The following is a 26,402-nucleotide window of genomic DNA, read 5'->3' on the forward strand; positions in this document are numbered from 1 at the left end:
GGCCCCCAGCGCTCACTGCTGCAGATAGGGTTGCAGATAGCGGCCGGTGTGGCTGGCCGGGTTCTGCGCCACCTGTTCGGGCGTGCCCACGGCCACCACCTGGCCGCCGCCGGCACCACCTTCCGGCCCCATGTCGATCAGCCAGTCTGCTGTCTTGATTACGTCCAGGTTGTGCTCGATGACGACGATGGTGTTGCCCGCATCACGCAGCTGGTGCAGCACCTTGAGCAGCAGATCCACATCAGCAAAGTGCAGGCCGGTGGTGGGCTCGTCCAGCACATAGAGCGTGCGGCCGGTGTCGCGCTTGGACAGCTCCTGCGCCAGCTTCACGCGCTGCGCCTCACCGCCGGACAGGGTGGTGGCGCTCTGGCCCAGGCGGATATAGGACAGGCCCACATCCAGCAGCGTTTGCAGCTTGCGCGCAATGGTCGGCACATCCTGGAAGAAGGCGTGCGCGTCTTCCACCGTCATCTCCAGCACGCTGGCGATGTCGCGGCCCTTCCACTGCACTTCCAGCGTTTCGCGGTTGTAGCGGCGGCCATGGCAGATGTCGCAGGGCACATAGACATCGGGCAGAAAGTGCATTTCCACCTTGACCACGCCATCGCCCTGGCAGGCTTCGCAGCGGCCGCCGGCCACATTGAAGCTGAAGCGCCCCGGGCCGTAGCCTCGTTCCCTGGCGGTATTGGTTTCGGCAAACAGGTCGCGGATGGGGGCGAACAGGCCGGTGTAGGTGGCCGGGTTGCTGCGCGGCGTGCGGCCGATGGGGGCCTGGTCGACGTTGATGACCTTGTCGAAATGCTCCAAGCCCTCCAGCGCCTCGTGCGCCGCCGGCTCGGTGCCGGCGCGGTGCAGCTGGCGCGCCACTTCGGCGTACAGCGTGTCGTTGACCAGGGTGGATTTGCCCGAACCCGAAACACCGGTCACGCAGGTGAACAGGCCCACGGGGAAGTCCACCGTGACCTGCTGCAGGTTGTGGCCGCTGGCCCCCACCACGCGCAGGGCCTGCAGCGCGTGGTGCTGGGGCGCCTCCGCCCGGTCCGCACCCGGCACCTGCGGAAAACCGCCGGCCGGTGGTGCCGCCGCAGGGGCCGCGCCTGCTTCCTGCCGCAGCGGCAGCCAGGGCGTGCGCCGGCGCGGCACCTCGATGCGGCGCTCTCCGCGCAGGTACTGGCCGGTGGGGGAGGCGGGCGTGGCCGCCACTTCGTCGAACGTGCCCTGGGCCATCACCTGGCCGCCATGCACACCTGCGCCTGGCCCCATGTCGATCAGTTGGTCGGCGGCGCGCATCATGTCTTCGTCGTGCTCGACCACGATCACGGTGTTGCCGATGTCCCGCAAATGCTGCAGCGTGGCGATCAGCCGGTCGTTGTCGCGCTGATGCAGGCCGATGCTGGGCTCGTCCAGCACATACATCACGCCGGTGAGGCCGCTGCCGATCTGGCTGGCCAGGCGGATGCGCTGGGCCTCGCCGCCGCTCAGGGTGTCGGCGCTGCGGTTCAGGCTCAGATAGCCCAGGCCCACATCGTTCAGAAAGCGCAGGCGCGCGGCGATCTCGCCCACCACCTTGGCGGCGATATCGGCCTTGGCGCCCTGCAGCTGCAGCGTCTCGGACCAGGTCTGGGCGCTGGCCAGGGTGTCACCACCGATCTCGTAGATGGCCTTGCGCTGCGCGCCCTCGCCCACGCGCACAAAGCGCGCCTCGCGGCGCAGGCGCGTGCCATGGCAGTCCGGGCACACGGCCGTGCTGCGCAGCTTGGCCAGGTCGTCGCGCACCACCTGGGAATCGGTTTCGCGCCAGCGGCGCTGGATGTTGGGGATGATGCCTTCGAAGGGGTGGCTTTTGACCAGTGTCTCGCCCTTGCGCGCACCGCTGTCGAACTGGTAGGTGAAGGCAATGTCTTCCTCACCCGAGCCCCACAGGATGACCTGCTGCACGGCCTCCGGCAGCTCGTCGAACGGCGTCTCCACGCTCACCTCGTGGTGCAGCGCGACGCTCTCCAGCATCGAGAAGTAGTAGCCATTGCGCCGGTCCCAGCCCTTGATGGCGCCGCTGGCCAGACTGAGCGTGGGAAAGGCCACCACCCGTTCCACATCGAACGTCTCGCTCATGCCCAGACCGTCGCAGCTGGGGCAGGCCCCCTGGGGCGAGTTGAAGGAAAACAGGCGCGGCTCCAGCTCCGGCAGCGAATAGGTGCACTGCGGGCAGGCAAAGCGGCTGCTGAACAGGTGTTCCTGGCCCCCATCCATTTCCAGCACCACGATGCGGCCGTTGGCCGCCGCACCGCCGATGCGCAGCGCCGCCTCGATGCTTTCCGCCAGGCGCTGCTGCACATCGGCACGCACCTTGAGGCGGTCCACCACCACATCCACATCGTGGCGGGCGTTCTTGTCCAGCTGCGGCAGGTTGGCCGCGTCCACCACCGCACCGTCGATGCGAAAGCGGATATAGCCCTGGGCCTGCATCTGTGTGAACAGCTCGGCGAACTCCCCCTTCTTGCCCCGGGCCACCGGCGCCAGCACCATGATGCGGGTCTCTTCCGGCAGGGCCAGCACGCTGTCCACCATCTGGCTGACGGTCTGGGACTGCAGCGGCAGGTCGTGGTCCGGGCAGTAGGGCGTGCCGGCGCGGGCATAGAGCAGGCGCAGGTAGTCGTTGATCTCGGTCACCGTGCCCACGGTGGAGCGCGGATTGTGGCTGGCGGCCTTCTGCTCGATGGCAATCGCCGGCGACAGGCCTTCGATCAGATCGACATCGGGCTTGTCCAGCCGGCCCAGGAACTGGCGCGCATAGGCCGACAGGCTCTCCACATAGCGGCGCTGGCCCTCGGCGTACAGCGTGTCGAACGCCAGGCTGGACTTGCCCGAGCCGGACAGCCCCGTCAGCACCACCAGCTGGTTGCGCGGGATGTCCAGATCGATGTTCTTCAGATTGTGCGTGCGCGCACCGCGCACGCTGATGCAGGCATGGCCGGCCACGGCGCCCAGATAGCGGCCATGGTCCTGCGGTGCCGCAGGCACCGGACGGGAAGAAGAGGATTTCGGGTTCACGCAAACAGCTTTCTTGACGCGGCCCCCGCCAAGGGGAAACCCACCATGATAGAGATTCACTCACAGCCCTGCCTGGCGCCCTCCTGCCGGATGACCGACAATGGCACGCTGCAAGGGGGCATCTCCCTGCCCGTGTCTCCTCTTTTCCACACCTGCCTGTTTTCGCGTGTCCGCTTCTTCCGCATCTTCTTCCACCGCATCCACACCGGCGCCATCGACCCGGATGACCAGCCTGGAGCGCCGCTCCAGCGCCAGCCTGGCCCTGATCTTTGCGCTGCGCATGCTGGGTCTGTTCCTGGTGCTGCCGGTGTTTGCGCTGGAAGCGGCGCGCTACCCCGGGGGCGATGATCCGGCCCTGGTGGGCCTGGCCATCGGTATGTACGGTCTCACGCAGGCGGTGTTCCAGCTGCCGCTGGGCCTGGCCTCGGACCGCTGGGGGCGCAAGCGCGTGATCGTCGCCGGCCTGCTGGTGTTTGCGGCAGGCAGCCTGCTGGCCGCCCTGGCCGATTCGGTCACCGGTCTGCTGGCGGGCCGCGCACTGCAGGGTGCGGGCGCGGTCTCGGCCGCAGTGACGGCCCTGCTGTCCGACCTGACGCGCGACAGCGTGCGCACCAAGGCCATGGCCATGGTGGGTGGCAGCATCGGCCTGACATTTGCCCTGGCCCTGGTGCTCAGCCCGCTGCTGGCCGCCTGGGGCGGCCTGCCCGGCATCTTCAGCCTGACCTGCGCCCTGGCGCTGGCCGGCGTCTGCGCCGTGCTGTGGGTGGTGCCACCCGAGCCCCGTGCCCATGCCGACGCCCCGCGCGCCGCCCCCTCGGAGCTGCTGCGCCACACCGATCTGCTGCGCCTGAACCTGGGCGTGTTCGTGCTGCACACCGTGCAGATGTCCATGTGGGTGGCCGTGCCCGCCATGCTGGTGCAGGCCGGGCTGGCCAAGGCCGTGCACTGGCAGGTCTACCTGCCGGCCGTGGTGCTGTCATTCGCAGCCATGGGGCTGCTGTTCTCCATGGAACGCAAAGGCCGGCTGCGCGCCGCCCTGCTGGGCGCCATCGGCCTGGTGCTGGTGGTACAGATCGGCCTGGGCATGCTGGCCGCCAGCGGCACCATCCCCACCGTGTGGTGCATGGCCCTGCTGATGTTCGTGTTCTTCTGCGGCTTCAACGCACTGGAAGCCAGCCAGCCCAGCCTGGTCTCGCGCATGGCGCCGGCACCGCTGCGCGGCACGGCCCTGGGCGCGTACAACACGCTGCAGTCGCTGGGTCTGTTTGCCGGCGGCGCCCTGGGCGGCGCCCTGGCCAAATGGGCGGGCACGCCCGCACTGTTTGCCTCCACCGCTGCGCTGTGCGCGCTGTGGCTGCTGGTCAGCTGGCCGCTGCGCCCGGTGGGCCGCGCCGGCGCCGGGCACTGAGCCGGGAGCGGCTCCCGGCAGCGTCGCATCAAAAACCATAGCTTACCGGGATTACATATGCATGCTTTCATGGCTTAAATGCCTTGAAATCATTTATCAATCTACGTAGCCCGCTCACTTTTTTCATTTAGCCGACACCCTGTTGCAACAGGCTTGCGGGTCTGTCCCGATCACGCTGCACGACAGGGCCGACCTGCGTTATGCTGCGTCCCTGCAGTCTGCCGGAGGGGGACTGCACCTACCGATTTGGCCGGGGACCCTCCCCACTTTCTCCGGCTAGCTGCACAGGATTTTTTACCCATGGCATCCGTCAACAAAGTCATCATCGTCGGCAATCTCGGCCGCGATCCCGAAATGCGCACCTTCCCCAGCGGGGACCAGGTGGCCAACGTGACCATCGCCACCACCGACCGCTGGCGCGACAAGAACACCGGTGAAAACAAGGAATCCACCGAGTGGCACCGCGTGGTCTTCAACGGACGTCTGGCCGAAATCGTCGGCCAGTACCTGCGCAAGGGCTCGCAGGTGTATGTGGAAGGCTCCATCCGCACCCGCAAGTGGACCGACCAGAGCGGCCAGGAACGCTACAGCACCGAAATCCGCGCCGACACCATGCAGATGCTGGGTGCCCGCCAGGGCATGGGCGGCGGCCAGAACCAGGGCTATGGTGACGACGCCGGTTACGGCGACAACGGCGGCGGCGGCTACGACGCTGCCCCCCGCCGCCAGGCCGCCCCTGCAGCGCCCCGTCAGGCACCGGCTCCGCGCATGGCGCCTCCGGCAGCGGCACCGGCCCCCATGGCCCCGCCTCCGCAGCGCGCCGCCTCGGGCTTTGACGACATGGACGACGACATCCCGTTCTAAGCCGTCCCCCCACTGTGCCGCAGCCGCTGTCTGCGGCATTTTCATTCCTGCGCTCCCGTTTGCAGAGCGCACCCGACAGGGCCGACCTAGTGCGGCCCTGTTTTTTCGGCCTTTGTGGCCTGTGCCTTCCATGTCTACGTACCCGGATGAACATTACGCGGCCGACTGGCAGCGTATCCTCCAAGCGGCCCCCCCTGCGGCACGGGCCCAGATCCAGCAGCTGGCCACCACCCACCAGCAGGAGCTGGCCCAGCACTTCTACCGCGAGATGCTGCAGGACAGTGTGGCCGCCACCATGCTGGACCATGAGCAGGTGCAGCAGCGCCTGCATGCGTCCATGCAGGCCTGGGTCGCATCGGTGTTCAGCGCCACGGCAGACGGCGATCTGCTGCCCCTGGTGACACAGCAAAAGCGCATTGGCGAGGTGCACGCCCGCATCGACATTCCCATGCATGTGGTGCTGCGCGGGGCACGCGCCCTCAAGGACCGCATGTACGCCCTGCTGCAGGCCCGGCCGCAGGACGGTGCGGTCGCCCTGGTCTGCAGCGTGATCGACCTGACCATGGAAATCATGGGCCAGGCCTATGCCGTCTCGCACGACCGCCAGTCCCAGGCCAAGGAGGCCTACCGGCATTTCGAGCTGGCACAGAACGTCTCCACCGAGCGTGAGCGCCGCCGTGCCAACCTGCTGGATTGGGAAAACCAGCTGATGTTTGCCCATGCCGTCGGCACGGCGCAGGACCAGCTGCCGCAGCTGGGGCAGTCCGAGTTCGGCCTGTGGTTCCGCCACAAGGGCGCCCATGTGTTCCAGGGCACGCACGAGTGCACCACCATCCTGGGCACCATGGACGCCATCGATGGCGAGCACCTGCCCGCCATCCACCGCGCCGGCAGCACGCCTGCCGACCGGCTGGCCCTGCTGCACACGCTGCGCGACCACACCCGGCGCATTGCCTTCCTGCTGGACTCGCTGTTCGAGCAATCCAGCGCCCTGGAAGCCGGCCGCGATGTGCTCACCCGCCTGCTCAACCGCAAGTTCCTGCCGGTGGTGCTGGACAAGGAGGTGCACTATGCACGCGAGGGCGGACACAGCTTTTCGGTACTGTCCATCGACCTGGACCATTTCAAGCAGGTCAACGACACCCACGGCCATGAAGCCGGCGACATGGTGCTGCAGCAGGTGGCATCGCTGCTGAGCCAGCACAGCCGCGGCGGTGACTACCTGTTCCGCCTGGGCGGCGAAGAGTTCATCCTGGTGCTGGTGGACACCACGGTCGATGCGGCCCGGCGCACGGCCGAGCGCATGCGCCAGCACATCGCCAGGGAAATGCTGCACCTGCCGCGCAACCAGACCTTGCAGGTGACGGTGAGCATTGGCGTGGCCACGTTCAACGGCCACCCCGACTACCAGGTGCTGCTGCGCCGTGCCGATGCAGCGCTCTACCAGGCCAAGCACCAGGGACGCAACCGGGTGGAGCTGGCCGGCGAGTGACGCACCAGGGCAAGAAATCGCGCGCAGGGTGGCAAATTACCTGATTCCAGGGATGGGCAGCGCGCACGAACTGCCCCATATTCCCAAGGCAATTTCAGATCACTTTTTATGCTGCCCCTGCCTCCTCTTCCGCCGGAATTGCTCCTCCCCGCACCGGTGCTCGTCGTCGAAGACGACCCGCTGATCCGGCAGCGCCTGTTGGGCATCCTGGCACACCTGGGATACCAGGCCGATGCACTGCTGTTTGCCGAGACCCTGGCCCAGGCACGCCATCTGGTGCAGGAATCCCCCATCGCCCTGGCACTGGTCGACCTGGGATTGCCGGACGGCAACGGGATTGACCTGATCACCGAACTGCGCAACAGTGACCCGGCTCTGGGCATTCTGGTGATTTCGGCGTGGAGCACGGAAGATGTGCTGCTGGGTGCCTTGCGTGCCGGTGCCACCGGCTATGTGCTGAAAGAGCGGGACGATCTGGAAGTCTCGCTCTCGATCCGCAGCGTGTTGCGTGGCGGTGCGCCGATCGACCCGTTCATTGCCCGCCGCATCATTGCCGAATTGCAGCCTGCGCCCTCCCCCTCCACGGAGACTGCGGCCTCCGACGAGGTCAAGCTCAGCATGCGCGAGGGCCAAATCCTGGAACTGGTCGCCGAAGGCCTTGCCAACCGTGAAATCGCCGAAAAGCTGTTTCTCTCCCGATATACGGTCGAATGCCATATCAAGCATATCTATCGAAAGCTGGCAGTCTCCTCCCGCGTCAAGGCGGTGAGGGAAGCACGCTCGCGCGGACTGCTGTTGTAAGCCAAGCTTCACGCTGGCTGGTCTTTGGCTTTTTCCTGCTGCTGGCCTGGTGTGCCGCCGTCCGCCCGGCCCTTGCCGCCAGCCCCCCCGCTGCGCCAGAGCTCCGGCAGTGCCTGTCCCAGGTGCTGAAGGTGCAGGCAACACGCGACAGCAGCACAGCGGCGGCCCCACCGGCCGATGCCGTGCTGGACTGGACGCCCGTCACACTGCCCGACCAGTGGCAGCACCGCTGGCCCGGCCACGACGGCGCCGTGTGGTATCGCCTGGACTGGGAGCTCGACTGCATCGACCCCGCCCAGCCCATTGCCCTGTCGCTGTACTCCATGGTGCTGGCCGGCGAGGTCTACCTCAACCAGGACCTGCTGTGGCGTGACCAGCACCTGCAGGAGCCGCTGTCGCGCAGCTGGAACCTGCCGCGCTACACCCTGCTGCCGGCGTCCGCGCTGCGGCCCGGGCTGAACCACCTCTGGATCCGTGTGCACGGCCTGGCGGCCCAGACCCCCGGCCTGGGGGAAGTGCGCCTGGGCGACCCAGCCACCATCCGCGCCTGGTATGAGGCACAGCAGTGGAGTCAGCGCACCCTGATCACCGTGAACCTGGTGGTCTCCGCAGTGCTGGGGACCTTGTTCCTGTGCGCCTGGCTGCTGCGCCGCCGCCACACGGTGTACGGCTGGTATGCCTTCAACTGTGCCTGCTGGGTGCTGTTCACCGCCAATATGCTGCTGACCGAGGCCTGGCCCTTCCCCGACACCATGACCATGGCACGGGCCAATCTGCTGCTGTTTGTGCTGTTCTGCAGCAGCTACTGCATCTTCACCTGGCGTTTTGGCGAGCAGCAGCTTCCCCGGCTGGAGCGGGCGCTGTGGGCGCTGACCGGCCTGGGCTGCGCCTACGCCCTGCTGGCCCCGGTCGCCTGGTTGTCCAACTCGTCTCCCGTGACGCTGCTGTTCTTGCTGATCGCCCTGGCCAACACCCTGCAGTTCCCATTCCATGCCTGGCGTACGCGCAAGCTCATGCACGGCATCTATGCAGGGTGCCTGCTGCTGTTCATGCTGGCAGGCCTGCACGACATGGGACTGCTGTACCAATGGTGGTCAGGCTCCCCGCTGACCCCTTACTCCGCGCTGCTGACCATGGTGGCCCTGTCTGTGACCCTGGGGCGGGAAGTGACGCGCAACATGCAGCGCATCGAGAACTTCAACCACGAGCTGACGGACACCGTGGCCCGGGCCTGCGACGAGCTGGCCCAGACACTGGAGCGCGAACATGCGCTGGCGCTGCGCCATTCGCGGCTGGAGGAGCGTCTGCAGCTCAGCCATGACCTGCACGACAGCCTGGGCGGCTCGCTGGTCCGCTCCATCGCCTATGTGGAGCAGGCCAGCCAGCCGCTGGCCAACGCCCAGATGCTGTCCATGCTCAAGCTGATGCGCGATGACCTGCGCCAGCTGATCGACCACAGCGGTCACACCGAGATGCCGGCGACGCCCGGCGCCTGGGCCGCCCCGTTGCGCCACCGCTTCACGGGGCTATTCGATGCGCTGGACATCCGCTCCGACTGGCTGATCCCTGCCCACTGGCAGCAGCGCCCCAGTGCCCTGCAATGCCTGGGCCTGACCCGGGTGGTGGAAGAGGCGCTGACCAATGTGCTCAAGCACAGCCGCGCCACCCAGGTGCGCGTGGAGCTGCTGCAGTCCCAGCCACAGCTGCTGCAGCTGCGGGTACGCGACAACGGGGTGGGGTTTGACGTGCCCGGCGTGCAGCAGCATGGGCTGGGGGTGGGCATGCGCAGCATGCGCGCCCGCCTGGAGCGCTTTCACGGCGCCCTGCAGATCCAGAGCGAACCCGGCGCCACGGTGCTGGAAGCCAGCTTGTGGCTGCCAGCCGAGGCCGGCACCGTGCCGGTCGCTCAGCCCCTCAGCGCGGATCCACTGCGGCAATGATGCCGCCGCCCAGGCACACGTCGCCGTCGTACAGCACGGCCGACTGGCCGGGCGTGACGGCCCATTGCGCCTCGGGGAAGTCCAGGCGGAAGCCTTCGGGCGTGGCCTGGGAAATCAGCGCCGGCGAATCCGGCTGGCGGTAGCGGGTCTTGGACCCGTACTCCCGGCCGGGCGCAGGCGCGTGGCCGGCCACCCAGCTGACCTGGTCCGCCAGCAGCGCATGCGACTGCAGCAACGGATGGTCATGGCCCTGCACCACGCGCAGAATGTTCTTGTCCAGCTCCTTGGCCGCTACAAACCAGGGCGCATGGTCGCCCGCACCGCGGGCCGCGCCTTTTTCCTTGACGCCACCGATGCCCAGGCCGGAGCGCTGGCCCAGGGTGTAGAAGCTCAGGCCCACGTGCTTGCCCAGCTTGCGGCCGCGGTCGTCCAGGATGGGACCCGGTTCCTTGCTGATGTAGCGGTTCAGGAAATCGCGGAAAGGCCGCTCGCCGATGAAGCAGATGCCGGTGGAATCTTTCTTCTTGGCGTTGGGCAGCGCAATGTCGGCGGCAATGCGGCGCACCTCGGTCTTGCACAGCTCGCCCACCGGGAACATGGCCTTGGACAGCTGGGCCTGGTTCAGGCGGTGCAGAAAGTAGCTCTGGTCCTTGCTGGCGTCCACGCCCTTGAGCAACTCGAACAGGCCGCTGTCCGGGTTCTGGCGCACGCGCGCATAGTGGCCGGTGGCGATCTTCTCGGCCCCCAGGCGCATGGCGTGGTCCAGGAATGCCTTGAACTTGATCTCGGCATTGCACAGCACGTCCGGGTTGGGCGTGCGGCCGGCCTGGTACTCGCGCAGGAACTCCGCGAACACGCGGTCCTTGTATTCGGACGCGAAGTTCACATGCTCGATCTCGATGCCCAGCACGTCGGCCACGGCGGCCGCGTCCAGAAAGTCCTGGCGGCTGGAGCAGAACTCGCTGTCGTCGTCATCTTCCCAGTTCTTCATGAAGATGCCGACCACGTCATGGCCTTGCTTTTTGAGAAGGTAGGCCGTCACCGCGGAATCCACGCCGCCAGAAAGTCCCACCACAACCCGATGTTTCGTCATAGGTGTGCGATTATCCCAGTCAGGCGGCAGACCGCAGTTTGCGGGGATAAAGACGAGACGACGATGGAACTGAGGCAGCTGCGCTATTTCGTGCGCATTGTGGAACTGGGCTCGATGAGCCGCGCCGCCGTGGACCTGGACATGGTGCAGTCGGCACTGAGCCAGCAGATCAGCCGCCTGGAAGGCGAGCTGAGCACCCGCCTGCTGCAGCGCACCAGCAAGGGCACCGTGCCCACGGAAGCCGGTGTGGCCTTCTTCCATGAGGCCCAGCTGACGCTGCGCCATGCCGACCAGGCCATCCGGGCAGCCCAGCAGGCCCGGCTGTCGGGGGCGGTGAGCATCGGCCTGTCGCCCACGATTGCCAATGTGCTGGGCCTGCCGCTGGTGCGGGCCATGCGCGAACGCTATCCCGATGTGCGCCTGCACATGGTCTCGGCGCTGTCCGGGCACCTGACCAGCCTGCTGAACGCCCGGCACCTGGATCTGGCCATCCTGTTCGATACCCACAATGCCCGCCGCTGGAGCGTGATGCCGCTGCTGGAAGAGCAGCTGTTCCTGATCCAGTCCCGCCAGCAGCCCGTGGCGCCCTACATCCCGCACGACACCCCCATCCCGCTGGCACAGCTGCAGCAGGTGCCGCTGATCCTGCCGTCGGGCAGCCACGGCCTGCGCAGCTCGGTGATGGCCTCGTTCAACCATGCCGGCTTCCAGTCGCAGATGGCCATGGAAATCGATTCGCTGCCGCTGCTGATGGAGGCCGTGGCCGAAGGCCTGGGCGCCACCGTCCAGCCCTGGTCGGCCGTGGGCATGTACCGCGATGCGGCCGAGCGCTTCCAGTGGTCGCAGATTGCGGACGAGTCCGTGCGCCGCAAAGCCGCGCTGTGCAGCCTGTCGGACGACGAACTCTCCCCCGCCGCGCTGGCCGCGCGCGTGGTGCTGATGGACTGCGCACGCCAACTGGTGCACTGCGGCAACTGGGTCGGCGCCACCCTGAGCGCCTGAACCCCGGTCGCAACGCAGATTTTTTGCCCATGGCCGGGCACAAATCACTATGCTGGACAGCCTGGAGGGTTGCGGCTGCCGTGGGGCGATGCACAGCACCCGCCCCCGCTGGAGTCGTATCTGCAACCACCGCTGCCGCGACCCCGGGACCGATTGCCATATCGCCAGCCTGCGGCGCTCCCCGCTGCAGCATGTAGGAGAAGCTGCCATGGGGCAGGCCCTCTGGCGGACCATGGTGACCGTTTCCGGACCGTCAGCCCAAGCCAAGCCTCATCCATGACCCCTCTCGATACCCAACTGCTGCTGACCGCCCTGGTCAGCGTGTTGCTGCTGGTCGCGCTCATCGTCTCGCGCATCAAGATGCACCCCCTGCTGGCCCTGCTGGTGGTCTCCATCGGCGTGGGCTTCGCCACCGGCATGGCGCCCGGCCAGATCGTCAAGGAGCTCGGCAATGGCGCAGGCAAGACGCTGGGCTCCGTGGGCGTGGTGATTGCGCTGGGGGCCATGCTGGGCAAGATCCTGGCCGACGCGGGCATCACCGAGCAGATTGCCGCGGCCATCCTGAAGCACGCCTCGACCCGTATGGTCCCCTGGGCCATGACGCTGGTGGCCTTCATCGTCGGCATTCCGATGTTCTTTGAAGTCGGCCTGGTTGTGATGCTGCCGCTGATCTTCAGCGTGGCGCAGAAGCTGGAGAGCCAGGCGCGCTTCAAGGGCTCGGCCTATGTCTATGTAGGAGTCCCGGTGATCTCTGCCCTGGCCGCCATGCACGGCATGGTGCCGCCCCATCCCGGCCCGCTGACGGCGATTGCCACCCTCAAGACCACGGTCGGACCCACCATGCTGTACGGTTTTCTGGCCGCCATCCCGGCCATGGTGCTGGGGGGGCCGCTCTACGGCGCCTTCATCGCGCCGCGCATGAGCACCAAGCCCGACCAGGGCTTGCTGGACCAGTTCACCATCGCCGCACCGGCCACCGGCCACAGCCGCCCCAGCGTGGCCCTGGGGGTGCTGGCTGCGCTGCTGCCCGCCATCCTGATGCTGGTGCATGCCGTCGCGGAGATGCTGCTGCCCAAGGACTCCGCCGCCCTGCATGCGGCCAGCTTCCTGGGCAATCCGCTGATCGCCATGCTGCTAGGGGTGCTGTTTGCCATCGTGGCACTGGTGCTGGTGCGTGGCGGGGACATGGAAAAGCTGCGCGATGCACTGGGCGCCAGCCTCAAGCCCATTGCCTCCATCATCATGATCATTGCCGGCGGCGGCGCTTTCCAGCAGATGCTCACCAGCGCCAAGGTGGGCGACGCCATCGTCCACCTGACCCAGCAGTTCGCCCTGCCGCCGCTGATCCTGGGCTGGCTGATCGCCATGCTGCTGTCGGTGTCCACCGGCTCGGCCACCGTGGGCATTGTGGGGGCGGCCGGCCTGCTGGCGCCGCTGGCCGGCGCCGACCCCAGCCTGAACCTGCCGCTGCTGGCGCTGTCCATCGGCTGCGGTTCGCTGTTCTTCAACTATGCCAACCACGCAGGCTTCTGGATGGTCAAGGAATCCTTTGGCATGACCATGGGCGAGGCCACCAAGACCATCTCGGTGGTGCAGTCCATCGTGGCCGTGGTGGGGCTGGTCATGGTGCTGGTCTTCAACGCCGTGGCCCCGCTGGCCTGAGGCATCGCTGTCGCCATCGCCCGGTTCTGCCACGGCACCTGGCCGGGCCCCGCAGATGCATCACGAATCGTGATACCCCCATCCCCTCCCCCTGCTGCACGGGCGGGGTGGTACTTACTACAGTCGCGTTCAACACTTGGCGGCCCTGCATTTTCCCGGTGATCCGGGTGCCGGCCAGCACAAGACTTTCCCCACGTTGAACCGCCACAGGCCCAGGCCTGCGGCAGCCCATCATGAAAACTGAAGCCTTTGACACCGATGTGCTCATCATCGGTGGCGGCAATGCTGCGCTGTGCGCCGCCCTCATGGCCCGCGAAGCCGGCAGCCGTGTGCTGCTGCTGGAGTCCGCGCCCCGCGCCTGGCGTGGCGGCAACTCCAGCCACACCCGCAATCTGCGCTGCATGCACGACGCACCGCAGGATGTGCTGGTGGAAGCCTACCCCGAAGAAGAGTACTGGCAGGACCTGCTGAAGGTCACCGGCGGCATCACCAACGAGCACCTGGCGCGCATGGTGATCCGCGCGTCGAGCACCTGCCGCAGCTGGATGCGCAAGCATGGCGTGCACTTTCAGCCGCCGCTGTCGGGGGCACTGCATGTGGCCCGCACCAATGCCTTCTTCATGGGCGGCGGCAAGGCGCTGGTGAATGCGTATTTCCGCAGTGCCGAGAAGCTGGGCGTGGAGATCCGCTACGAATCGCCGGTCGACCGGCTCGACATCGAAAACGGCCAGTTCCAGGCCGCCTGGAGCAAGGGCCAGCGCATCACCGCCAAGAGCTGCGTGCTGGCGGCGGGCGGCTTCGAGTCCAACCGCGAATGGCTGCGCGAAGCCTGGGGCCAGAACGAGCGCGGCGAATGGCCTGCGGACAACTTCATCATCCGTGGCACCGCCTTCAACAAGGGGGTGCTGCTCAAGCACATGCTGGAAGAGCACCAGGCCGACGGCCTGGGCGATCCCACGCAGGCCCACATGGTGGCCATCGACGCGCGCGCCCCGCTGTACGACGGCGGCATCTGCACCCGCATCGACTGCGTGTCGCTGGGCGTGGTGGTCAACCGCGAGGCCCAGCGTTTCTACGACGAGGGCGAGGACTTCTGGCCCAAGCGCTACGCGATCTGGGGCCGCCTGGTGGCGCAGCAACCCGGCCAGATTGCCTACTCCATCATCGACAGCAAAGCCATCGGCCGCTTCATGCCGCCGGTGTTCCCCGGCATCAAGGCAGACTCCCTGCCCGAGCTGGCGGAAAAACTGGGCCTGGATGCAGAGCGCTTCATGCAGACCCTGAATGCCTACAACGGCAGCTGCAAGGTCGGCCAGTTCGACCACACCGCGCTGGACGACTGCCACACCGAGCACCTGGCCCCGGCCAAGACGCACTGGGCCCGCCCCATCGACACCGGTCCGTTCTACGGCTATGCGCTGCGCCCCGGCATCACCTTCACCTACCTGGGCCTCAAGGTGGACGACACCGCCGCCGTGCGCTTTGGCGACCAGCCCAGCCCCAATCTGTTTGTGGCCGGCGAGATGATGGCCGGCAATGTGCTGGGCAAGGGCTACACCGCCGGTGTGGGCATGTCGATCGGCACCGCCTTCGGCCGCATCGCCGGTCGCAATGCCGCACGGGCTGCCGCCGGCCAACCTGCCGTGCACGGCGCTGTGAAAGACGAGGCCTGAGCCATGAGCATGCAATCCCTCCACGACCTGGGCCAGGAAGCCCGCCAGCTGGCGACCGGCAAGGTCATCCCCATCGTGCCCATGAGCGCCGCCGAAGACGAAGTGGCGCGCGTGATGCAGATCTGCAATGCCTGCCGCTACTGCGAAGGCTTCTGCGCCGTGTTTCCGGCCATGACGCGCCGCCTGGAATTTGCCAAGGCCGATGTGAACTTCCTGGCCAATCTGTGCCACAACTGCGGGGCCTGCCTGCACGCCTGCCAGTATGCGCCGCCGCACGAGTTCGGCATCAACATCCCCAAGGCCATGGCCGAGGTGCGCGGCCAGACCTATGTGGACTACGCCTGGCCGCCCGCGCTGGGCCAGCTGTACAAACGCAACGGACTGACGCTGTCGCTGGCCCTGGTGGCAGCGCTGACGCTGTTCCTGGTGCTGGGAGCCACCTTGCAGGGCGGCGGTCTGGGCGCGCTGTGGGGTGCCGATCTGGGCCGCAACTTCTACCAGCTGTTCCCGCACAACCTGCTGGTGGGCATGTTCGCCCCGGTGTTCCTGTTCGTGGTGTTCGCACTGTCCATGGGCGTGCGCCGCTTCTGGCGCGACATCAAGCCCGCCACCAGCGGTGCCGATGTGAGCGGCGCCGCCGCCTCGGAGGCCACCAGCGATGTGCTGCGCCTGAAATACCTGGACGGCGGCCATGGCGACGGCTGCCACAACGAGGACGACGCCTACACGCTGAAGCGCCGCCGCGCCCACCACCTGACGTTCTACGGCTTCCTGCTGTGCTTTGCCGCCACGGCCGTGGCCACGCTCTACCACTACCTGTTCGACCTGCCTGCGCCCTATGACTTTCCCAGCCTGCCCAAGCTGCTGGGCGCAGTCGGCGGCGTGATGCTGATGCTGGGCACAGCCGGTCTGTGGGTGCTGAACCGCCAACGCCACCCGCTGCATGGCGATGTGCAGCAAAAGCCCATGGACCTGGGCTTCATCGCCCTGCTGTTCCTGGTGAGCAGCAGCGGCCTGGCACTGTGGCTGGGCCGCGGCACGCCGGCCCTGGCGCTGCTGCTGTGCCTGCACCTGGGCGCGGTGATGGCCTTGTTTGCCACCCTGCCCTACGGCAAGTTTGCCCACGGCGTGTTCCGCACCGCAGCCCTGCTGCGCCACAACACGGAAAAGCGCCAACCCAACCCCATCGGCCTGGGGGCCGATTGAGTCGCACGGGGCCACAAGCCCCGTGCCGAGCCCAGCTTTCCCCCAACCTCAAAACGAAAACATTCCACTCAGGAGACCCCGTGAAACGTCGCACCCTCATCCAATCCTCTGCCCTGCTGGCCAGCGCCAGCCTGCTGTGCGGTCTGCCCACCCAGGCCCAGGACTTTCCCCCCAAGAAGCCCGTGACCCTGGTGGTGGGTTTTGCCGCCGGTGGCGCGGCCGATGCCGCGGCCCGCCTGATTGCCAAGAAGCTGGGCGAGAACATCGGCCAGAGCGTGGTGGTGGAAAACAAGGGCGGTGCGGGCGGCAATATCGCCCACGGCCAGGTGGCCAACAGCGCGGCCGATGGCTCGGTGCTGCTGTTCGGCTCCGTGGGCCCGCTGACCATTGCGCCCCACCTGATGAAGCTGAACTACGACCCGTTCAAGGACCTGGCGCCGGTGTCGGGTGGTGTGAACTTCCCCAATGTGCTGGTGGCGCACAAGGGCCTGGGCGTGAAGAACCTGCAGGAGTTCGTGGCCAAGGCCAAAGCCAAGGCCGGCGGCATCGACTTTGCCTCCACGGGCGCGGGCTCGGCCTCGCACCTGGCGGGCGAACTGTTCAACCAGCGCGCCGGCGTGGACATGGTGCACGTGCCCTACAAGGGCGGCGCCCCGGCGCTGCAGGACCTGCTGGGCGAGCGCGTGGCCAGCTACTTTGCCGCCCCGCCCACGGCCCTGCCGCACGTGGAAAGTGGCAAGCTGATTCCGCTGGCCACCACCGGCCTGACCCGCCCGGCCTATATGCCCAATATCCCCACGGTGGCCGAAGCCGGTTTCCCCGGCTTTGAAGCCTTGAACTGGTACGCCTTTGTGGCCCCGGGCAAGACCCCCGTCCCCATCCTGGACCGCTGGAATGCCGAAATCGTCAAGGTGCTGAACGACGACGAGGTGAAGAAGGCCCTGCTGGCCCACGGCCTGACGCCCCAGCCCACCACGCGCCAGGGTCTGGCCGATTTCATGAAAAAGGAATACGCCCAGTGGGGCAAGGTGGTCAAGGAGCGCAAGCTGACCGCCAACTGATGCCGCATCCTGCCGGGCATGCAACCTGCCCGGCCGCCCCGTTTCCAACACGGGGAGCATCCGGCGGCCACCGCCGGATTCCTTCTTTGACAGGCCGCCGCGTGCGGCCTTTTTTTATGGCGTCAGACCAAGGATCGGCCTGTGTCCGCGGCCTGCGGCAGGCACGGCTTGGCACAGGCCTTGACCCCGACGCCCCCTCAGGAAGCCTGGCTTCAGGCGGCTGCCGCCAGCACCGAGGTGGGCTGCGGTTTGGTGAACAGGCTGGGGTCGGCATGGAACATGTCCAGACCGAAACGCTGGCCCGCCAGGTAGTCGCGCACGCTTTGCAGCACCATGGGGCTGCGGTGGCGCTCGGCACTGGCTTCCAGCTCTTCCAGCGTCATCCACAGCGTGCGCAGCACGCCGTGGTCCAGCGGGCGGCCGGCGTGGAAGGCGCCCAAATCACCGGTGAAGGAAAAGCGCAGGTAGGTGATGTCGGAGCCGGTGCGGGTGCGCACAAAGCGGTTCATGTAGACGCCCACCAGGGCCGTGGGCGTGAAGCTGTGGGCCGTTTCCTCCAGCACCTCGCGCACGCAGGCCTGTGCCGGCGTTTCCGCCGGGTCCAGATGGCCGGCCGGCGTGTTCAGGCGCAGGCCGTCGGCCGTATCTTCTTCCACCAGCAAAAAACGGCCGTCACGTTCGATGACTGCGGCCACGGTGACATTGGGTTTCCATCGATTGGGCATGGCGGGCATTATCACCAGCGGGCTGTGACAGGCTTGTCGCAGCTTTCTGACAACTTGTGACAGGCGGTAGGAAGTGAGCGCCCGCCGCCCCGTGGCGCCTTCAGACCTGGGGTGGGGCCCAGTGCAGCTCCATGTACAGGGCGTCATCGCCATAGCTGCCCAAATGGGCTTTCTGCACCGTATCCCTGGGCTGGCTGGGGACAAAACCGCGCCGCTGCCAGTAGCTGGCGGCCCCTTGCACGGCCACCAGGGCCGCGCGCTGCACCCCGCGCGCCCGGGCCTGGGTCTGGGCTGCGGCCAGCAGCCGGGCGGCAATGCCCTGGCCGGCCAGGGCCGGGTCCACGGCCATGTCGTGCAGGTAGAGCACGCTGGCCTGGGGCTGGGCATCGAATTCGCCCTGCAGCGGCGTGATCTTGCCGGGCTGCGACCAGTACGCCGCCAGATAGGCCACCACCTGTCCCCCCAGCTCGGCCGCCCATGAACACTGATGCGGCGCCTGCAGGCGCCGGGTGAACACGGCAGCACCTTCGACATAGTCTGCGCCGTAGCACAGCGCCTGGATGCGCAGCACCGCCGCCACATCGGCCACGGTCAGGCCGCGCAGGTGCAGGGAATCGGTCGGAGAAGAAGCCGCGGAAGCCATGTCGCCATTATCGGCAGACCGCTGCCGGCGTGCCGGTGCGTGGCACAGAGCCCTTCACCGCACCCAGGTGCGGGCGGTCGGCCCCAGCTCAATCGCCCCACTGGATGCGCACTTCCTCGATCACGGGGCGCAGCGTCATGAACTGCGCCACCAGCGCCGGGTCGAAATGGCGGCCGGACTGCTCCTGCAGATAGGCCAGGGCATCGTCCACGCTCCAGGCCGCCTTGTAGGGGCGCACCGTGGTCAGCGCATCAAACACGTCGGCCACCGCCACAATGCGCGCCTCCAGCGGAATCGCCAAGCCTGCCAGGCCCTGTGGGTAGCCGGAGCCGTCCCATTTTTCGTGGTGGGTCAGGGCAATGGTGCGCGCCATCTGCAGCATGGGGAAGGCATGCTCGCCAATGATTTCGGCGCCCACCTGCGGGTGGCTGCGCATGATGGCCCATTCCCGCTCGTCCAGCGGGCCGGGCTTGAGCAGCACCGCATCGGGAATACCGATTTTGCCCACATCGTGCATGGGCGCCGCGTTGAACAGATCGTCCACCCAGTCCGGCCCGCAACCCAGCGCCTGGGCCAGGGCCCTGGCATACAGGCTCATGCGGATCACGTGCTTGCCGGTCTCGTTGTCCTTGTACTCGGCCGCGCGGCCCAGGCGCTGCACGATCTGCAGCCGCGAGGCGTGCAGCTCTTCCGCCCGCACCAGGGACAGATGGGTGCGCACCCGCGCCCGCACCACGGGCGCACGCACCGGCTTGACGATGTAGTCCACCGCGCCCAGCGCAAAGCCACGCTCCTCGTCCGCGCTGTCGGACAGGGCACTGACAAAGATCACCGGGATGGCCGCCGTGCGTGCATCGGCCTTGAGCTGCTCGCAGACGGTGTAGCCATCCATGCCCGGCATCATCACGTCCAGCAGGATCAGATCGGGCTTTTGCTGCGCCAGCTGCAGCGCCTTGGCACCATCGGTGGCAAACAGCAGCCGGTACTCGTCCTGCAGCACCTGGCGCAGCACATGCAGATTGGTGGGTTCATCGTCCACCACCAGCAGGCGCTTGCGCTGGTCGGTGGGGGCCTGCGGGGCCGCAGGCCGGGGGGCTACGCGAGTGTCCATTGTTTCTTCAGGGCATGGGCGCATTCCAGCGCACGGTCAAAATCAAACGCGTCCACGGCGTCCTGCAGCGGCTGGATGTCCAGGGACGACGCATGCTGCTGCAGCGCATCCAGCGCATCCGAGGCCAGCTCGCCGCCTTGCAGCGCGGCAATGGTTTCATCCAGCCAGTACTGCAGCTGCGCGGCCGGTACGTCGGCAGCGGCTTGCACCAGGGCCACGGGTGCGGCTGCGGTGTCCTGCTGCGCCAGCAGGCCGTCCAGGTGCGCCAGCGCCGGCGGCAGATCGCGCAGTTGGCGGTCTGCCAGGGCCACATCGCGGCTGCGGGCCGCGCCTTCCAGCGTGGCGGCCATGGTGTAGAGCGTGTTCAGCGCCAGATTGCCTGCGGCACCGCGCATGCGGTGGGCGGCGGCAGCCAGCTCGACCCAGTCTTCGGCATCGCGCAGCGACTGCAGGCGCAGCGCCTGGCCGGGCTGGTCCTTGGCAAAACGGCGCAGGGCACGCAGCAGGCTGTCCATGCTGCCCCAGCGCTGCAGGCCGGCGGGCCAGTCGATCACATGGGTGTTGGCCATGGCTTCGCGCTGCTGGCTGCTGGTGGCAGGGACGGCCGCCTTCAGCTGGGCATCGAGCTTCAGCACCCGGGTCATTTCGGCATACAGCTTGGGCAGCTCCAGCGGCTTGGCGGCAAAGCCGTCCATGCCGGCCGCCGCGGCGGCGCGGCGGTCTTCTTCCAGCACGCTGGCCGACAGCGCCACGATGGGCACCGGTGTGCGCTGCTGCGCCACCTCCCAGGCACGGATGGCGCGCGCGGCCTCCAGCCCGTCCATGCCCGGCATCTGCAGGTCCATCAGCACCAGGTCGTAAGCGTTCTGCTGGAACAGGGCCACGGCTTCGCGGCCGTCACCGGCCAAGGTCACCCGGTGGTGGGACTTGCGCAGGTGGATGTCCAGCAGCTCCAGGTTTTCCGGCACATCATCGGCCGCCAGCACGCGCAGCGAAGGCAGTTCGCCATAGCTGCGTGCACTTTGCACATCCACATGCTGGCCCGGCAGCAACGGCAGGATCACGCGGAAGCAGCTGCCCTGGCCCATGGTGCTTTCCACTTCGATGCGGCCGCCCATCAGCTCTGCCAGCTGGCGCGAGATGGTGGTGCCCAGCCCGGTGCCGCCGTACTGGCGGGTGGTCGAGGCATCCGCCTGGGCGAAGGGATCGAAGATGCGGCGGATCTGCTCCGGGGCAATGCCGATGCCGGTGTCCTGCACCGCCATGCACAAGCGACCGTCCACATAGTCCACCAGCACGGTCACGCCGCCGCTTTCCGTGAACTTGATGGCATTGCCCACCAGGTTCACCAGGATCTGCTGCACACGCAGCGCATCGCCCACCAGATAGGGCGGCACCTCGCGGTCGAAATCGAGCCGCAGGAACAGCTTCTTCTTGTCGGCATTGATGCGCAGCGACGCCAGGATCTGCTCGCACAGTTCGCGCGGGCTGAACGACGCCTGCTCCAGCAGCACGGCGCCCTTGTCCAGCTTGGCGGTGTCCAGAATGTCGTTGAGCAGGCGCAGCATGGAGCGCGCCGAGTAATGCACCGTGCTCAGATAGCGTGACTGCTGGGGCTGCAGCGGCGTGTCCAGCAGCGCCTCGGTGAAGCCGATGATGGCATTCATGGGCGTGCGGATCTCATGGCTCATATTGGCCAGGAAGGTGCTGCGCGCCGCGGCCGCGGCTTCGGCATGCTCCTTGGCCAAGAGCAGCTCCTGCTCCATCTTGCGCCGCCCCGTCAGGTCGGTGATCAGCTGCACGATCTTGGACGGCTGCCCCCCGGCATCGAGGATGGGGTTGTAGCTGCTCTGCACCCACAGCTGGCGCCCGCCCTGGCCCACATGCTGGTACTCGCCGGCATCCGGCTTGCCGCTGCGCAGCTGGCCCCACAGCTGCATGTAGCTGGCATCGGCCACATGCTCGGGCGGGCACAGCAGGCGGTGGAACTTGCCCACCACTTCCTCGGCGCTATAGCCGAACAGCTGGCAGAAGTTGTCGTTGACGGCCGTGATGCGGCCCGCCAGGTCGTACTCCACCACGGCCAGCGCGCTGTTGATGGCATTCATCGTGCCTTCGAACTCGGCATTGCGGGTCTTGAGCGCGGTGTTGTCCATCAGCACGCCGTCAACATACTGCAGCACGCCATCGGCGCCATAGATGCCGCGCGCGCTCTCGGTCACCCAGCGCACGCCGCCATCGCGGTGCAGGATGCGGTACTCCACCGTGTAGGGCTCGCTGCGCGCCAGCGCATCGTTCACCTGGTGCCAGAACGCCTCCGCATCGTCAGGGTGCACGATGTCGGTGAAGCGGATGCGTTGGTCCAGGAAGTCTTCGGCCGGCCAGCCGGACAGGGACTCCACCGCACCGCCCAAAAACAGCGGTGAGCCGGTCTCGCCCAGCTGACGGCGGAAGGTCACCCCCGGCAGATTGCTGATCAGCGTGCGGTGCTGCTTTTCGCTGCGGCGCACGGTTTCCTCCATCTGCTTGCGGCTGCGGATATCGGTCAGAAACCCCACGAACAGCGGCATGCCCGGCAGCGGAACGCGCCCCAGGGCCAGGCGCACGTCGACCAGAGAGCCGTCCTTGTGCAGGGCCGTCACCTCCCGGCCCACGCCGATGATGCTGGAGTGACCGGTATCGATGTGGCGGCGCAGGTAGTTGTCATGCTCGCGCTGCATGGGCTGGGGCATCAGCATGCTGACGTTCTTGCCGATCACCTCCTGCGCGGTCCAGCCCAGCAGGCGCTCTGCCGCGCCGTTGAAGGAGCTGATCAGGCCGTTGCCTTCGATCATGATGATGGCGTCCACCGCCGTATCCACCACGGCGCGCAGGCGGGATTCGCTGCGTTTGATGTCGTGGAAGAACTGGCGGTAGCGCAGGCCCACATTCAGGGCGATGACCAGCAGGCTGAGCAGCAGCACAAAGCCGCTCAGTCCGGCCACCAGGCCGATGTGGGTGTCGGGTTCAGTCGTTGCCTCGGCCGGCAGCGGGTCGGTGTAGCGGATGGCGCCCATGGCCGTGTAGTGCATGCCGGCAATGGCACAGCCCATGATGGAGCCGCCCAGCAGCGTGGGCCACAGACGCCGGCCGCTGTATGCCAGGCGAAAGCGCACGGTCAGCGCGGCAGCAGCCAGCAGCACGCTCACCGCCACCGCCAGGAACACACCCGAAGGCGTGTAGCGCATGATGTCGCGCAGGCTGGAGGCGGCCATGCCGATGAAATGCATGCTGCCGATGGCCACGCCCATCAGCACGGCGGACAGCCACAGCCGGCGCACGGAGATCGCTTCGCGCATCATCACGCGCAGCGCCAGCCACGAGGCCAGCAGCGCCGGCACGGTGGACAGCAGCGTGATCCAGGGATCGAAGTCATTCTGGGCACAGGGCAGATAGGCCAGCATGCCGACGAAATGCATGCTCCAGATGCCGCCCCCCATGGCCAGGGCGCCGGTGCTCAGCGCGGTGTTGCGCGCCCAGCGGTGCTGGCTGCGGCGCGCCATGACGGCCATCTGCAGCGCCATCATGGACGACAGCACCGCAATCGCCACCGAAACCGCCACCAGCTGCGGGTCCATCCAGGTCCACAGCGGAGGGGCAAAGCCCTCGCCGTGCATGAAAAACAGGTCCAAGATCACGATGAAGGCAGCAGAGGCTGTGGTTCGTCCAGAAAACGGTGGCAATGGCCGGCAAAGATGGCCAGAGGCCATTGCACTGCAAGCAGGCGCATGCTGACATGCTCGGGCCGGTTGTTGCACAAAGTTTCACAAATTTCCGTACAACCTCTCCGGACCAAGGCCATGCCTTGCTGGCAATTGATAGTCTCAATCAATCATTTATAGCATTTTGATTGGCTTTATATTTGGCGGCGGCCTACCATGACCACATGGTTCGCTGGTGATGCGGACCCTGTGCCTTTTCCCCTTCTTTGCCGACACCGCCATGACCTGTATCCACCGTTTGATCGACCACCACCAGACCAGCTTGCGCAAGACCGCCAGCTACTATCTGGTGCACATCGTAGTGGCCGCTGCGGTCGCCTATGCCGTCACCGGCAGCCTGCACACCGCGCTGGCGCTGAGCCTGCTGGAGCCCACGGTACAGGCGGTGGCCTTCTTTTTTCATGACAAGGCCTGGGAACGGACCACGGCGTTCCGCGCCCGCACCCTGGTCAAGACCGGCAGCTACTACCTGCTGCACATCGGCGTGGCGTCGATGGTGGCCTACACCGTCACCGGCAGCTGGATCCAGGCCCTGACGCTGAGCCTGCTGGAGCCCACCGTACAGATGGTGTTCTTCTACCTGCACGAAAAGCTGTGGGAACGCCGCGCCCAGCGCCCGCAGCAAACCGTGTCCGCCGCCTGAAACCGCTGTCCATGATCGGAGCTGCCATGTCCCATGCCATCCGCACCCAGTTTCGCCATTGGCTGACACAGCGCCTGGCGCACTGGGCCTGCGCTCTGTGACGCAGGCGGCCTGCTGGCAGGCATGCAAAAGCCCGCCGGGCGGGGACACCGGGCGGGCTGCGGGGGAGGGATGCCGTGTCGGGAGCGCCGCTCAGGCGCGTTCGTCCAGCAGGGAGCCTTGCATACGGTCATTGGTGCGCAGCACCTGCAGATTGGCCAGATAGGCGTAACTGGCGCTGATCTGTTCGACGGCTTCCTGCTCCAGCGCCACGCCTTGCTGGCCGCGCGCAGTCTGCGCCGCCACACCACCTTCGGGCACGGCCTGCTGCGCCACCTGCTGGCGGCGGAAACCTTCCGTCTGCTGGTTGGCCACGTTGTGGGCCGAGGCGTTCAAGCGCTGCTGTGCTGCCTGCAAGCCGGACTGGGCAATGGATGCAATGGCGCTCATGCCGCTCTCCTACCGAAGTGATGAACCAAGATCAAGATGGCGAAAGCATGCCACGGCGCCGCCGTTTCGGCCAGCCCGGCGGCACCGGCCTGCGGCGGAGCATATTCGGGACAAGCTGTGGACAAACCCCATGAAACCTACCTGATGGTGTGTACAAGCTGTGGCCGCGCGGTGGATGGCCCCTGCGCCATGGGCTTTTCCCGTTGGTTGGTGGCTATTTCTGCCATTTGGGCCATTTCTGCCAATTGAGGCGCTTGCGCGAAAAAACCGCCTCCGCAGGGAATTTTTTCCGCTGCACAGGGTCTACCGTTCGTCACACCGCTGTCATGGCGGGACGCCACACTGGCGGCGTCCGCACGGTTTTACCGTTGGCTGGCAGTTTTGTTTCCTTGTGGCTCTTTCAGGGCTACTTTATGGCCGCCCCCTGGGGCGGCTTTTTTTTTGCTTCGCAGGTGGCCGCAGCGACCGCCTGCTGGACGCGGCATCGTCACCGCGGTGATCTCCGGCACCCCTGCGTGAAGGCATGGCACCACCCCCTGCAGCCTGTGGATAAAGCTGGGAACAAGCCAGTGTGCAGCCCTGTAGAAACTGTGACCTTCTGTGGACAAGCCTTCCGCTGCCGCGCAGACCGGGTGCGGCCGCGCTACGCCGCACCCTCTCCCCCATGGGCCGCAACCAGACAGTCAATGAAGGCCTGGGCCGCACGGCTGGGCTGGGGCGAAAGCCGCCACATCGCCACAAACTGGCAGTCGTAGTGAAAGCGCGCCGGCGCCACCGCCTGCAGGCGGCCGGCCGCTTCCAGCGCCTGGGCGTAATGGTCGGGCAGAAAGCCCAGGTAGCAGCCCGACAGGATCAGCGTGGCAATCGCCTCCTGGTCAAAGCCTGTGGCCTTGCGCGGCAGGTGCGCACGGTGGCTCAGCTCCATGTTCGGGGAATGCTCGCCCAGGCCCGCAAACGGGTAGTGGCGCAGCCCTTCCCAGTCCAGATCGCCATGGTGGGCGCCATACAGCGGGTGGCCGGCGGCGCAGTACAGCTGCATGTGTTCGGCAAACAGGTCGCGGTAGACCAGGCTGGCCGAGGCCCGGTGCGCCGGAATGATGCCCACCTGAAAGCGCCCGTCCATCAGCCCGCGTTCGATGGTATTGATGCTGCTGACATGCAGCTGCAGATTCACCTCGGGCGCCTGGCGGTGGAAGGCGCGGATGGCGGCGTCCAGATGGGCCGCCGGGTTGGTGACAGTCTTGTCGAACACCGCCACCTCCAGGTTGCCGCCCATGCGGTCGTGGATGTCGTCAATCTGGCTGCGGAACAGGTCCACGCCGCCCAGCAGCTGCAGCGTGGCCTCATACACCTTCAGCCCTTCGGCGGTGGTGGCAAAACCAGCGCGCCCGCGCCGGCACAGCACCAGGCCCAGCCGTTCTTCCAGGTCTTTCATGTGGCGGCTGAGTGTGGAGGCGCTGATGTTCAGCTCCAGCTCGGCGGCCGACATGCCGCCGCACTCCACCACGCTCTTGAAAATGCGCAACAGGCGCAGGTCCATGTCGCTGAGCTGGCCCAGCACCGCGCGGGCCCGGGCCATGGGCGCGGGCACGGGTGCGCCCGTGGGGGTGGCCGCGGAAACGGGTGCAGAAATGCGAGCAGGCCGTGACGTCATGGCAAGCATTAGAGCAAGTTTTGCACCAACGGCCTAGACGGCGACATCCCCCTGACACCAGGCCATGTGCTCTCCCCCTGTGGCAGGCCTTGCGCATCCGTTACAGCAGGGCCGCGGCAGCGC

Annotated in this window: 18 protein-coding genes and 2 pseudogenes; 12 read left to right on the plus strand and 8 right to left on the minus strand. The window is 67.0% G+C overall.

Going from position 1 to position 26,402, the window contains the following annotated elements; genetic code table 11:
* Positions 1–12: 12 nt before the first annotated feature.
* Complete coding sequence (gene uvrA / locus QM470_RS18255) at positions 13–3,021, minus strand: excinuclease ABC subunit UvrA (protein ID WP_280058347.1); 3,009 nt, start codon at positions 3,019–3,021, stop codon at positions 13–15.
* Between the two features lie 253 nt (positions 3,022–3,274).
* On the opposite strand from uvrA, the gene QM470_RS18260 reads away from it, so the two are divergent.
* The 5 genes from QM470_RS18260 to QM470_RS18280 all read left to right on the plus strand — a co-directional run bounded on the left by QM470_RS18260 (position 3,275) and on the right by QM470_RS18280 (position 9,556).
* On the plus strand, positions 3,275–4,459 hold the full coding sequence (locus QM470_RS18260; protein WP_192334649.1) for an MFS transporter: 1,185 nt from the start codon (positions 3,275–3,277) through the stop codon (positions 4,457–4,459).
* Between the two features lie 300 nt (positions 4,460–4,759).
* Positions 4,760–5,323, plus strand: coding sequence for a single-stranded DNA-binding protein (ssb, locus tag QM470_RS18265; RefSeq protein WP_066538180.1), 564 nt, complete (start codon positions 4,760–4,762; stop codon positions 5,321–5,323).
* A 130-nt stretch (positions 5,324–5,453) separates the two neighbouring features.
* A complete protein-coding gene (locus QM470_RS18270) occupies positions 5,454–6,815 on the plus strand; it encodes a GGDEF domain-containing protein (RefSeq protein ID WP_283340242.1) in 1,362 nt (453 codons plus the stop codon).
* Positions 6,816–6,923: 108 nt separating this feature from the next.
* Positions 6,924–7,616, plus strand: coding sequence for a response regulator (locus tag QM470_RS18275; protein WP_370626120.1), 693 nt, complete (start codon positions 6,924–6,926; stop codon positions 7,614–7,616).
* 131 nt (positions 7,617–7,747) lie between these two features.
* Entirely contained in the window at positions 7,748–9,556 is a 1,809-nt protein-coding gene (locus tag QM470_RS18280) for a sensor histidine kinase (RefSeq protein ID WP_283340243.1), read from the plus strand.
* Here the strand turns inward: QM470_RS18280 and mnmA are convergent.
* Positions 9,531–10,649 (minus strand): tRNA 2-thiouridine(34) synthase MnmA, encoded by a 1,119-nt coding sequence (gene mnmA, locus QM470_RS18285; RefSeq protein WP_280012499.1) that lies wholly within the window; start codon positions 10,647–10,649, stop codon positions 9,531–9,533. The genes QM470_RS18280 and mnmA overlap by 26 nt on opposite strands.
* A 63-nt stretch (positions 10,650–10,712) precedes the next feature.
* Here mnmA and QM470_RS18290 point away from each other — a divergent pair, with 63 nt between their 5' ends.
* The 5 genes from QM470_RS18290 to QM470_RS18310 all read left to right on the plus strand — a co-directional run bounded on the left by QM470_RS18290 (position 10,713) and on the right by QM470_RS18310 (position 17,253).
* Positions 10,713–11,651 carry a LysR family transcriptional regulator gene (locus tag QM470_RS18290; RefSeq protein ID WP_280012500.1) on the plus strand — a complete coding sequence of 313 codons (939 nt, stop codon included), beginning with the start codon at positions 10,713–10,715 and terminating at the stop codon, positions 11,649–11,651.
* Positions 11,652–11,927: 276 nt separating this feature from the next.
* Positions 11,928–13,313: a GntP family permease gene (locus tag QM470_RS18295; RefSeq protein WP_280058556.1), complete on the plus strand. Its 1,386-nt coding sequence runs from the start codon at positions 11,928–11,930 to the stop codon at positions 13,311–13,313.
* Positions 13,314–13,546: 233 nt separating this feature from the next.
* Positions 13,547–14,986: an FAD-dependent tricarballylate dehydrogenase TcuA gene (gene tcuA, locus QM470_RS18300; protein ID WP_283340244.1), complete on the plus strand. Its 1,440-nt coding sequence runs from the start codon at positions 13,547–13,549 to the stop codon at positions 14,984–14,986.
* A gap of 9 nt (positions 14,987–14,995) precedes the next feature.
* A complete protein-coding gene (gene tcuB, locus QM470_RS18305) occupies positions 14,996–16,192 on the plus strand; it encodes a tricarballylate utilization 4Fe-4S protein TcuB (RefSeq protein WP_066538416.1) in 1,197 nt (398 codons plus the stop codon).
* A gap of 80 nt (positions 16,193–16,272) precedes the next feature.
* Positions 16,273–17,253 (plus strand): Bug family tripartite tricarboxylate transporter substrate binding protein, encoded by a 981-nt coding sequence (locus QM470_RS18310; protein WP_283340245.1) that lies wholly within the window; start codon positions 16,273–16,275, stop codon positions 17,251–17,253.
* 212 nt (positions 17,254–17,465) lie between these two features.
* On the opposite strand, the gene QM470_RS18315 is transcribed toward QM470_RS18310, so the two are convergent.
* The 4 genes from QM470_RS18315 to QM470_RS18330 all read right to left on the minus strand — a co-directional run bounded on the left by QM470_RS18315 (position 17,466) and on the right by QM470_RS18330 (position 23,409).
* A complete protein-coding gene (locus QM470_RS18315; RefSeq protein ID WP_066538211.1) occupies positions 17,466–17,987 on the minus strand; it encodes an NUDIX hydrolase in 522 nt (173 codons plus the stop codon).
* A gap of 91 nt (positions 17,988–18,078) precedes the next feature.
* Entirely contained in the window at positions 18,079–18,621 is a 543-nt protein-coding gene (locus QM470_RS18320; RefSeq protein WP_283340246.1) for a GNAT family N-acetyltransferase, read from the minus strand.
* Between the two features lie 88 nt (positions 18,622–18,709).
* Complete coding sequence (locus tag QM470_RS18325; protein WP_280058550.1) at positions 18,710–19,732, minus strand: response regulator; 1,023 nt, start codon at positions 19,730–19,732, stop codon at positions 18,710–18,712.
* Entirely contained in the window at positions 19,717–23,409 is a 3,693-nt protein-coding gene (locus QM470_RS18330) for a PAS domain S-box protein (protein WP_283340247.1), read from the minus strand. The genes QM470_RS18325 and QM470_RS18330 overlap by 16 nt, the downstream gene beginning before the upstream one ends.
* A gap of 304 nt (positions 23,410–23,713) precedes the next feature.
* Between QM470_RS18330 and QM470_RS18335 the strand changes: the two are divergent.
* Together QM470_RS18335 and QM470_RS18340 are read left to right on the plus strand one after the other, a co-directional pair.
* A pseudogene (locus QM470_RS18335) lies at positions 23,714–23,914 on the plus strand (DUF2061 domain-containing protein); the annotation flags it as partial.
* An 84-nt stretch (positions 23,915–23,998) separates the two neighbouring features.
* A pseudogene (locus tag QM470_RS18340) lies at positions 23,999–24,136 on the plus strand (DUF2061 domain-containing protein); the annotation flags it as partial.
* 192 nt (positions 24,137–24,328) lie between these two features.
* Here the strand turns inward: QM470_RS18340 and QM470_RS18345 are convergent.
* Together QM470_RS18345 and QM470_RS18350 are read right to left on the minus strand one after the other, a co-directional pair.
* Entirely contained in the window at positions 24,329–24,625 is a 297-nt protein-coding gene (locus QM470_RS18345) for a flagellar basal body protein (protein ID WP_283340248.1), read from the minus strand.
* Positions 24,626–25,268: 643 nt separating this feature from the next.
* The gene (locus QM470_RS18350; protein WP_066538223.1) at positions 25,269–26,204 is read right to left on the minus strand and encodes a LysR family transcriptional regulator; all 936 of its coding nucleotides are present in this window, start codon (positions 26,202–26,204) and stop codon (positions 25,269–25,271) included.
* Between the last annotated feature and the right edge of the window lie 198 nt (positions 26,205–26,402).

Origin of the sequence: Comamonas sp. 17RB, from assembly GCF_030056555.1 — a bacterium.
Lineage (GTDB): Bacteria > Pseudomonadota > Gammaproteobacteria > Burkholderiales > Burkholderiaceae_C > Comamonas > Comamonas terrigena.

Excerpts from the sequence above, each read along its gene's own strand:
- QM470_RS18260 (WP_192334649.1), top strand. The coding sequence starts at position 3,275 with ATGACCAGCCTGGAGCGCCGCTCCAGCGCCAGCCTGGCCCTGATCTTT.
- ssb (WP_066538180.1), top strand. The coding sequence starts at position 4,760 with ATGGCATCCGTCAACAAAGTCATCATCGTCGGCAATCTCGGCCGCGAT.
- QM470_RS18270 (WP_283340242.1), top strand. The coding sequence starts at position 5,454 with ATGTCTACGTACCCGGATGAACATTACGCGGCCGACTGGCAGCGTATC.
- QM470_RS18275 (WP_370626120.1), top strand. The coding sequence starts at position 6,924 with ATGCTGCCCCTGCCTCCTCTTCCGCCGGAATTGCTCCTCCCCGCACCG.
- mnmA (WP_280012499.1), bottom strand. The coding sequence starts at position 10,649 with ATGACGAAACATCGGGTTGTGGTGGGACTTTCTGGCGGCGTGGATTCC.
- QM470_RS18290 (WP_280012500.1), top strand. The coding sequence starts at position 10,713 with ATGGAACTGAGGCAGCTGCGCTATTTCGTGCGCATTGTGGAACTGGGC.
- QM470_RS18295 (WP_280058556.1), top strand. The coding sequence starts at position 11,928 with ATGACCCCTCTCGATACCCAACTGCTGCTGACCGCCCTGGTCAGCGTG.
- tcuA (WP_283340244.1), top strand. The coding sequence starts at position 13,547 with ATGAAAACTGAAGCCTTTGACACCGATGTGCTCATCATCGGTGGCGGC.
- tcuB (WP_066538416.1), top strand. The coding sequence starts at position 14,996 with ATGCAATCCCTCCACGACCTGGGCCAGGAAGCCCGCCAGCTGGCGACC.
- QM470_RS18315 (WP_066538211.1), bottom strand. The coding sequence starts at position 17,987 with ATGCCCGCCATGCCCAATCGATGGAAACCCAATGTCACCGTGGCCGCA.
- QM470_RS18320 (WP_283340246.1), bottom strand. The coding sequence starts at position 18,621 with ATGGCTTCCGCGGCTTCTTCTCCGACCGATTCCCTGCACCTGCGCGGC.
- QM470_RS18325 (WP_280058550.1), bottom strand. The coding sequence starts at position 19,732 with ATGGACACTCGCGTAGCCCCCCGGCCTGCGGCCCCGCAGGCCCCCACC.
- QM470_RS18345 (WP_283340248.1), bottom strand. The coding sequence starts at position 24,625 with ATGAGCGCCATTGCATCCATTGCCCAGTCCGGCTTGCAGGCAGCACAG.
- QM470_RS18350 (WP_066538223.1), bottom strand. The coding sequence starts at position 26,204 with ATGGCCCGGGCCCGCGCGGTGCTGGGCCAGCTCAGCGACATGGACCTG.